Raw genomic sequence first — 7,951 nt, forward strand, 5'->3', positions numbered from 1 at the left:
GCTGCAGCGGACAGCGGTGTGACCGCCGTCGGGTCCTCGATGCTCAGCTCTTCCAACTCGTCGAACCACCGGTCCCGCCGCGACTCGGGAAGGCGCCGTCCGCACCAGGGGCAGTAGGCGATGGCGATGCTCGCTGTGCCGCCGTCGTGGATGATCAGGCCGTACTCTGCACGCTGCGAGCATCCGCAGGGCAGGAGTGTCGAGACCAGCGGCGAGTGCATCGCAGGCCCCGGCCACGACATCGGCCGCACGGATCTCGCCGATGCTCCACAGAACGACACGGTCCTGAAAGGCATGGGCGGCTGACTCTGTCGACGGCACCTGACCATGATCTCGCCTGTGAGCCGAGCAGGTTCGGCGTACGAGTCCGGCTACCTCACGAGGCGGCAGGGGCCGTGCTCTACCCGGCGCTCTTGTGACGTGCCTGCCACAGGTCGCGGAGGAGGGCTATTTCGGCCATGTGGTGGATGAATTCGAGGTTGGAGCCCCACAGGACGCTGACGAAGGGTTCGTCGGGGCCGGAGCCGTACGGGTACTGGGAGAAGCCGACCGTGTCGAGCTGGTCGTCGGTCACAGTGGTGATGCCGGACCGCCAGCGGTCCATCATGGCCCAGAAGCGTTCGACCGCTGCGGTGGCCGAAGGGGTGAAGTCGACCAGGGTCTTCGGTTCGTGCTAGCGCTCGCCGAAGGTCCACTCCCATGTTCCCGCGAAGCAGAAGTGCAGGTGCCCCAGCCGCCACGCGATGGTGGTGACCGGTGATGTGTCGGGCTCCAGCGGGCCGGTGTGGTTGAGGATCTGCTCGACGCGCTCGACGCTCACGCTCCAGTCGTCGGCGATCTTGGCGACGCTCATGCCGACGGCTGCCTGGCGGGCGACCTCGTCGTACTCGTTCGCCGGGATCTCCGGGGCGCCTTGGTCGAGGACCCATTCGCCGGGCCCGAAGGCCCTGGGCGTCGTCGCCTCGTCCCGGCGCCGGATCGACCAGCAATCGGGGGCGGGCTCCCACAGGTACTCCTCGTCGCCGAGTCCTGTCAGCCGTACCTGAGCCATCTCCCTGGCGCGGTCGAACTGGTCGATCAGCAGGCCTCGACGGTCGGTTCGCACGCCCGAGATCTCCATACCGGGTCCCCTCGCGGTCGCGCGTCGCCCCCCTGCTTCAGGGCCGGAGCCTAACGGCGCGAGCTCAGCGCGGGCGAGTGAATTTCCTGCCGGGAGCCCGACTTGCCGAACCGGCAAGCGAACTCGCCTCACGGGCATGCCGCTCGCATGATCGGCCTTGAGGCGACGGAACGGTGGCAGAGGGCCGTTCCGACGCACCGAGCGACCGTCCGGGAGGACACGCATGCCCCAGCACACTTCGCAGCTCACGCATCGGCTGGTCTCCTCGCCAGCAGGCCGGATCCACATCGCCGAGCAGGGGACCGGGCCGCTGGTGCTGCTCGCCCACGGCTTCCCGGAATCCTGGTACTCCTGGCGCCACCAGTTGCCAGCACTCGCGGCAGCCGGGTACCGCGCGGTCGCCCTCGACGTGCGCGGCTACGGCCGCTCCTCCAAACCGGCCGCTACGGACGCGTACCGGATGCTTGACCTCGTCGAGGACAACGTCTCGGTCGTACAGGCCCTGGGTGAGGAGTCGGCGATCGTCGTCGGCCATGACTGGGGCGCGACCATCGCCGCGAACTCAGCGCTGCTCCGGCCGGAGGTCTTCCGCGCGGTGGGGCTGCTGAGCGTTCCCTACAGCCCGCGCGGTGGGATCCGTCCCGGCGACGTCTTCGCGCGGATGGGCGGGGACGAGGAGTTGTACGTCTCGTACTTCCAGGAGCCGGGCCGCGCCGAGGCTGAGATCGAGCCCGATGTACGTGGCTGGCTCGCGGGTTTCTACGCGGCGCTGTCCGCCGACACCATGCCCGCGCCGGGTGCTCCAGATCCGCACTTCGTCAGCAGGGGCGGGATGTTGCGTGACCGGTTCCCCGTCGGCCGACTGCCAGCCTGGCTCGGCGAGGATGAACTCGACTTCTGCGCCGGGGAGTTCGAACGCACCGGCCTCACCGGAGCGCTCAACCGCTACCGGAACATGGACCGCGACTGGGAGGACCTCGCCGCCTTCGAGGACGCGCCCATCACTCAGCCGTCCCTGTTCATCGGCGGCGCGCTGGATGCGTCGACGACCTGGCTGGCCGACGCGATCAAGGCGTACCCGGTCACGCTGCCCGGACTGGTCTCCTCCCACATCCTGGACGGTTGCGGCCACTGGATCCAGCAGGAGCGTCCCGCCGAGGTGAACCGGCTCCTGACTGACTGGCTCGCCGCGCTGTCCTCTGTGGACTCACCGCGCTGACATCGGTGCGTCGGGCACAGCGCGCCGGACCTCCGCCGCGGGGAAAGCGGTGCGTTTGGTGCGAGTGAGGAGGCGGTGGTGGAAATCGTTCAGGACGAGCGCATGCGGGGTGTGGCGGTCGAGGAGCGCGGCGATGTCGGACGGGACGCTGTCGGGGCGGTTGCCTTCGGCCCATGCGCGCAGGAAGGCCCTGTGTTCGGCGCCCTCGCGAACACCGTCGGGGAGGTGATGGCGCAGCAGGTGGCTCGGGGCGTAGGAGCGGTCGTACACCAAGTGGTCGGTGAGGAAGTCCCGTTCGGGCGCCGACAGGTCGAAGTCGCGGCTGAGGGCGAGCCCGAAGTCCGCGAAGTACACCTGGTGGCCGTCGGTGAGGAGGTTGGCGAAATGGGCGTCGAAGTGGACCAGTCCGCGCGCGCTCATGAACCGCGTGCCACGCTCCAGCTCGTCGTCCACCCACCGGTACGGCGAGGGGCCTTCCGACTCGCGGGCTTCAGCCAGCCACTCGGCGAGTGTGTGGGGCACATACTCCAGGAAGAGGACCAGGCTGTGGGAGGCGGCGGCGATGGCCTCCAAACGGCCGCGCACCGCCTGCGACCCTTCCCAGTGCGCTACGGCACCGTCCACTCCCCCGAACGCCTCGACGAAGCCGGTGGGCGGGCTGTCGGGCAGTACCCGCCAGTGATACAGCAGCGGGAAACCCGCGTACTCGCCACCCAGCACCCACCCGGTCGTCATGACATGGGCGGCCAGTTCACGCCACGCGCCGAACCCCGCCGACCCGACCCCGTACTGGTAGAAGAGGGGCAGCCGGAACAGGTTGGCGGTCGACCGTACATGCTCCGGCCGCAACTCCAGGTCCGTCAGCGGCACCCGCTTGACGAAGACACGCACGCCCTCGACGTCCAACTCCGCCGACCTGCCACCGATCCCGGGCCCGAGCCCCGTCGCGGCGGCCACCGCGTCCCCCAGCCGACGGTCACTCAGCGACGACAGCCGCGCCGCTACGGCCGTATGAGCCGACACCCGCGCAGAACAGCGTGACTCGCTCACGCCCACCTCCCCCAGTCCGGGTCCGGCCCCGTCACCCACATCCGTCGATCATCCCAGCTCCCTCCCACCAGATGATCATTGATACGGTCCCGCCATGCCTGAAGCACAGACATCATCCGGCGGGCCCGTCACCGCCGCCGACGTCGAGCATGCCGTGCGCTCGGCGGTCGCCGTTCTGGGTGGGGCCGATGCGGCGGACTGGAGTGTGAAGGCCGGTTCGCTGGAGTGGGATTGCTGGGAGACTGTCGAGCATCTCGCCGATGATCTGTTCGCCTACGCCGTCCAGCTGGGCCCGGCGAAGCCGCCGCTGGACTCCGAGGTCCCCTTCTCATGGACCCGGAGGAGGCCCGGGGGACCTGCGAACGTCATCTTCGCGGACCGCGACGCCGGGCCGGCAGGTCTGCTGCAGGTGCTGGAGGCCAGCGGGGCTTTGCTGACGGCGATCGTCCGCACCCTGCCGCCCACGGTCCGCGCCCATCACGTGTTCGGCGCGGCCGATCCCGAGGGGTTCGCCGCGATGGGCGTGGTCGAGACTCTGGTGCACACCCATGATGTCGCTAAGGGCCTGGGCTTGGACTGGACGCCTCCTGCCGACCTGTGCGACCGGGTGCTGATCCGGCTCTTTCCTGATGCCCCCACCGATACCGACCGCTGGCCGGCCCTGCTGTGGGCCACCGGTCGTACGGAGCTGCCCGGTCGGCCACGTCTGACCAAGTGGCGCTGGTACGGCGCACCTCGCTGAGGTCGGCAGCGCCGGTGATCAGAGGGTCGCGGCAGGGCGTGGACTGCCGTGGAAGACCTGGCGGAGGTGCCAGACGCGGTGGGCGGTCGCGACGGAGCGTGTACCCGGCTGTGGGCCGATGAGGGGGCGGCCCGCGAGTGCTATGACGTGCTCGCGGGCGGCGGTGCTGTGGCCGACGAAGCGTTGCGAGACCAGGATCCGGTGACCGTCGCCGACGCCGAGGACTCCTTTGTCGAAGAGCTTGTGGTGCAGGGAGCACAGGCACAGCCCGTTGTCGATGTCGTCGGGGCCGTCGAACGCCCACCACCGCACATGCGCGGCCTCCAGGCCGACCGGTACGGCGCCGATCCTGCCGTCGTAGCCGCAGAACGCGCACCGGTACTCGTAAGCGGTGAGCACCAGCTCGCGCATCCGCCGGTCCCGTTGGCGCCTGGCGGGCGAGAGCCGCTCGGTCTCCACGGGCTCCAGTTCCAGGCCGACGGCCTCGCACAACTCGCTGTGCAGGGAGGGCGGGAAGTGGAGGTCGAGCAGGACGCGTGCGATCCGGGCGAGCAGTTGGGGGTCGCGGCGGAGTGCTGATCGCAGGTCGGGTGCGAGGCGTCCGGCGGCTCCCGTTTCCCGGAGTTCTCGCAGTCCGGTTCCGGGGCTGCCGGGTCCGCGGTCGGTGTGCACCTCCCAGACGCCGTCGCTGACCAGGTGGTGGAACGGGTAGGCAGGGGTCGTCTTGTTGGGCGGGCCGTACTCCGTCAGCAGGCGCTGGAGGTCCTCCTCCACGGAGCTGTACCGCAGCTCGCCCTCGGCGTCCTCCTGGAAGCGGCCGAGGGCGTAGAGGAGCAGCAGCGGCTTGTGCGGAGCGCGCGTGCCGTTTCTCGCCCACTGCCTGAGCTTCGCGGTGCGTTCGAGCCAGTCCATGGCCGGTGATCGTAATGGTGGCGTCCCCGGGACCATCGCCCAAGGCGTTCACGGACGGCGACCGGGCCCGCGCTCAGCGCGCGCTCCACGGCAAGGCTTCTTACGATCATCGAGTGGCACACACCTTCGAGGAGCTGATCGAGAAGCAGCGCGCCGCGGACCAGGCGCAACGCCGGGTCGAGGCGCTGCGTGAGCAGTACGGTCCCCCGGGCGAGGCCGGCGGCTGGTCGGATACGCAGACCCGGACGTACAACACCGCATGGCGGGCCTGGCGGGACCTGGCCCGTGACGCCCATACCGCCGTCACCGAGTACGCGAAGGAGCAGCATGCCTCCCTCGGCCGTGTCGAGGCTCAGGTGGCGGAGGCCGTGCGCAAGGCCCCGTAGGCGCCGCGGCTAGAGGTCCCCGAGCAGCTCCCACCAGGAGTTGAACCACCCCTGGGTCTCCTCCAGCCGGTCCTCGGGCTGGACGTGCAGCACCTGCTCGGCCTCTCCGGGCAGGTGGAAGTACGCGGTGAGCGCCGAGCGGCCGTTGATCAGGTACAGCTCAGTGGGAGGCTGGGAGGCGGACCTTCTCGCGTCGAATGCCATGTCGATGGACAAGCGCTCCGGAATGCCCTCCAGCAGGTGCACCAACTCTTCGACGGCATCGCTGTACCGGCCCTCGCCCAGCGCCATCACGCGCACACGGATCGACACGGGCCTCACCTCACCGTCGATGACTCGCCGCACCTGCGGGGCGAGCGCCGCAAGCAGTGCTGAGGCGCTGCCGACGACAGCGTCGATGCTGACGTCGCGTTCCTCGAAGGCGCGGGCGATGCCGTCCAGCAGCAGGCCGGAGACGGCTGGCGCGCCGGGATCCGTCGTACGGGCGAAGGGGAGCGCGTCGGAGGCGATGGTGGTGGCGGTCTCGGCGGCGGCGTGCCGGACCGCCGGGAAGTCTTCGGTGCTACGGCGCTGGTCCAGATGGGCGCTGACCTCCTGGCGTACGAGTTCCCGCACGGTGGCGATCTCCTTCCGGAGCCGGCCGCCGATGAGGGCGTCGCGGACGCCGGGAAGGAAGCGGAACTCCAGGTACGACGGGTCGGCCCGGTGGTACTCCTCCCAGGGCTGCAGGAGTCCGCCCAGCGCCACTTCCGCGAGATGCCCGTGTGACCTGAGGGCCGCGGGGAGCTGTCCGACGCCCGTGCCGTGCACACAAAAGGACCCGCGAACCTTCTCGCCCCCTCGGCCCTTCCCTTTGCCGGGTACGACCATAGCGCGGCGCGAACAGCCGGTGATCGCTCTTGGGTCAGTCCGGCGTCGGGGGCTACTCCGCGATCGCCCACATGCGCTCGTACCATCGCATGGCCCTGTTCACGATGGCGGTGCTCTCCGGATCCGGGGGCGCGCCGGCCGCGGAGTGGTGGTGCAGCGTCGCGCCCAGGCCGAGGACGTGGTGGACCTCGATCTCCTCCTCCGCGTAGAGACGCATCGGGCGCCGTAGGACCAGGTAGTAGCCGGTGAGGAGCTCGGTGCCATTGAACATGTACAGCTTCTGCATGGGAGCTATCGGAGTCTCCCTGCGCTCGAAGCTGACGCTCGGCACCAGCATCCCGGCGTGAAGGTCTCGAAGCGATCCCTTGATCGAGGCCGTAAACCGGGACCGCAACTCTCGGAGTCGATCGAGTGGCCGCCGGTCCTCGGGGGCACCCACCGCCGTCGCCAATCTGAAGTCGCCGTCGGTACGGGGTTGCAGCAGGCGCACGCTGATCGACTCGGGCTGGACCTCCCCCATCCGCACTCTCTCGGCGCCCAAGCGCAGATGCACGTCCAGCGACTCACCCGTCAATGCGAAGACATCGATGGTGACGGCGGGGGAACTGAAGGCATCTTGCACATGGGTGCCAAAGGTGACCGGGCGATGGCTCCTCCGGCCGCTGGGGATCCCGACAACTCGGCTTCCGCTGCCCTGCCTTGACTGGATGTACCCCTGCTCGTGCAGCGACCTCATCACACGCTGCACCGTGTCGCGGGACACCCCGAAACGCTCGGCCAATACACGTTGGGGCGGGAGCATCGAGCCGACGGGGTAACGGCCACCCTCGATCTCGCTCACCAGCGCCCGATCGACACGGTCGTACAGCGAGCGTGCGTCGTCTCCTCGACTGACCAAGTTCAAGAAACCCTGCCCACCTGTCCCGCGCGAACCGGACCGCGTTCCGCAGTCCAGGTGATCCGCGGCGGTACGACCCGCGCGCACAACGGCATACCGCGCCCGTCGGTCAGGCCCAGGCGTCCGGCCAACAGCCCGTCGCGGACCGCGGCGTCGAGGATCTCCGTGGGGACGGCGTCGAGCATGAGCTTGGCGCGGCGGAACATCGTGAAGGTGCCGGCTTCGTCGACGGTTCCCCAGGACAGGTAGATGAACCGCTCGCCCGGGCGGCCCTGTACGTACGGGCCCCGCACGTCCATGCCGGTCGTGGTGCATTCCAGGGTCCAGGTCGCGTGCGGCGCGTCGCCAGGTTGAAGGTCGAGGAGTTCGGCCGGGCGGCCGCGGCGTTGTACGGCGACGTGGACGTTGCGGTACACCGGATCCTCACCGCCCACGGTGAGGCCGGGCAGGACGTCGGCGTCGATGCGGAGGAGCATGGGGTCATCATCCCCGCGGTACGGCCGACGCGGAACTCGGTGGCGTCCGGGGTGGAAATCAGGAAAGCTCGCGCGCATGGTTTCGGTAGTGCAGAACGTGGCGATCGACTGTGCGGATGCCTATGAGCTGGCCCGGTTCTGGAGCGAGGTGACCGGCCGTCCGCTGCATCCGGAGGACGAGCCGGGTCACCGGGAGACTCAGCCCGGATCCACCGGCTGATGTTTCCGAGGTCCGATTTCTCGCCGAGGGCTGATGGTGGTGTGGGGGACGGGTTCGA

The 7,951-nt window shown here is 69.4% G+C and carries 9 protein-coding genes and 4 pseudogenes; 5 read left to right on the plus strand and 8 right to left on the minus strand.

Features of this window, described 5'->3' with window-relative positions:
• Positions 1-86: 86 nt before the first annotated feature.
• A pseudogene (locus RMT89_RS46120) lies at positions 87-152 on the minus strand (DUF6980 family protein); the annotation flags it as partial.
• Between RMT89_RS46120 and RMT89_RS34635 the strand changes: the two are divergent.
• On the plus strand, positions 121-306 hold the full coding sequence (locus RMT89_RS34635; protein ID WP_315887716.1) for a hypothetical protein: 186 nt from the start codon (positions 121-123) through the stop codon (positions 304-306). The pseudogene RMT89_RS46120 and the gene RMT89_RS34635 sit on opposite strands and share 32 nt — an antisense overlap.
• 94 nt (positions 307-400) lie before the next feature.
• On the opposite strand, the pseudogene RMT89_RS34640 reads toward RMT89_RS34635, so the two are convergent.
• Positions 401-1,120 (minus strand): annotated as a pseudogene (locus tag RMT89_RS34640) (DinB family protein).
• 223 nt (positions 1,121-1,343) lie between these two features.
• Between RMT89_RS34640 and RMT89_RS34645 the strand changes: the two are divergent.
• The gene (locus tag RMT89_RS34645; RefSeq protein WP_315887717.1) at positions 1,344-2,339 is read left to right on the plus strand and encodes an alpha/beta hydrolase; all 996 of its coding nucleotides are present in this window, start codon (positions 1,344-1,346) and stop codon (positions 2,337-2,339) included.
• Here RMT89_RS34645 and RMT89_RS34650 read toward each other — a convergent pair.
• Entirely contained in the window at positions 2,328-3,389 is a 1,062-nt protein-coding gene (locus RMT89_RS34650) for a protein kinase family protein (RefSeq protein WP_399498549.1), read from the minus strand. The two genes, RMT89_RS34645 and RMT89_RS34650, sit on opposite strands and share 12 nt — an antisense overlap.
• 94 nt (positions 3,390-3,483) lie before the next feature.
• Between RMT89_RS34650 and RMT89_RS34655 the strand changes: the two genes are divergently transcribed.
• Positions 3,484-4,131 (plus strand): hypothetical protein, encoded by a 648-nt coding sequence (locus RMT89_RS34655; RefSeq protein ID WP_315887718.1) that lies wholly within the window; start codon positions 3,484-3,486, stop codon positions 4,129-4,131.
• 18 nt (positions 4,132-4,149) lie between these two features.
• Here the strand turns inward: RMT89_RS34655 and RMT89_RS34660 are convergent, their stop codons facing one another.
• Positions 4,150-5,043, minus strand: coding sequence for a phosphorothioated DNA-binding restriction endonuclease (locus tag RMT89_RS34660; protein ID WP_315887719.1), 894 nt, complete (start codon positions 5,041-5,043; stop codon positions 4,150-4,152).
• A 113-nt stretch (positions 5,044-5,156) separates the two neighbouring features.
• Here RMT89_RS34660 and RMT89_RS34665 point away from each other — a divergent pair, with 113 nt between their 5' ends.
• Complete coding sequence (locus tag RMT89_RS34665) at positions 5,157-5,429, plus strand: hypothetical protein (RefSeq protein ID WP_315887720.1); 273 nt, start codon at positions 5,157-5,159, stop codon at positions 5,427-5,429.
• Positions 5,430-5,438: 9 nt separating this feature from the next.
• Here RMT89_RS34665 and RMT89_RS34670 read toward each other — a convergent pair whose 3' ends face one another.
• The 4 genes and pseudogenes from RMT89_RS34670 to RMT89_RS34680 form a co-directional block, all read right to left on the minus strand.
• The gene (locus tag RMT89_RS34670; RefSeq protein ID WP_315887721.1) at positions 5,439-6,239 is read right to left on the minus strand and encodes a hypothetical protein; all 801 of its coding nucleotides are present in this window, start codon (positions 6,237-6,239) and stop codon (positions 5,439-5,441) included.
• Positions 6,240-6,351: 112 nt separating this feature from the next.
• On the minus strand, positions 6,352-6,585 hold the full coding sequence (locus RMT89_RS34675) for a hypothetical protein (protein ID WP_315887722.1): 234 nt from the start codon (positions 6,583-6,585) through the stop codon (positions 6,352-6,354).
• 402 nt (positions 6,586-6,987) lie between these two features.
• Positions 6,988-7,284: pseudogene (locus tag RMT89_RS46125) on the minus strand (GntR family transcriptional regulator); the annotation flags it as partial.
• Entirely contained in the window at positions 7,200-7,673 is a 474-nt protein-coding gene (locus RMT89_RS34680) for a DUF5990 family protein (protein WP_315887723.1), read from the minus strand. The gene RMT89_RS34680 and the pseudogene RMT89_RS46125, both read right to left, overlap by 85 nt.
• 76 nt (positions 7,674-7,749) lie before the next feature.
• Between RMT89_RS34680 and RMT89_RS34685 the strand changes: the two are divergent.
• Positions 7,750-7,875, plus strand: a pseudogene (locus tag RMT89_RS34685) (VOC family protein); the annotation flags it as partial.
• Positions 7,876-7,951 lie beyond the last annotated feature (76 nt).

The organism is Streptomyces sp. P17, from assembly GCF_032436805.1.
Classification (GTDB): domain Bacteria; phylum Actinomycetota; class Actinomycetes; order Streptomycetales; family Streptomycetaceae; genus Streptomyces.

Excerpts from the sequence above, each read along its gene's own strand:
- RMT89_RS34635 (WP_315887716.1), top strand. The coding sequence starts at position 121 with ATGGCGATGCTCGCTGTGCCGCCGTCGTGGATGATCAGGCCGTACTCT.
- RMT89_RS34645 (WP_315887717.1), top strand. The coding sequence starts at position 1,344 with ATGCCCCAGCACACTTCGCAGCTCACGCATCGGCTGGTCTCCTCGCCA.
- RMT89_RS34655 (WP_315887718.1), top strand. The coding sequence starts at position 3,484 with ATGCCTGAAGCACAGACATCATCCGGCGGGCCCGTCACCGCCGCCGAC.
- RMT89_RS34660 (WP_315887719.1), bottom strand. The coding sequence starts at position 5,043 with ATGGACTGGCTCGAACGCACCGCGAAGCTCAGGCAGTGGGCGAGAAAC.
- RMT89_RS34675 (WP_315887722.1), bottom strand. The coding sequence starts at position 6,585 with ATGCAGAAGCTGTACATGTTCAATGGCACCGAGCTCCTCACCGGCTAC.
- RMT89_RS34680 (WP_315887723.1), bottom strand. The coding sequence starts at position 7,673 with ATGCTCCTCCGCATCGACGCCGACGTCCTGCCCGGCCTCACCGTGGGC.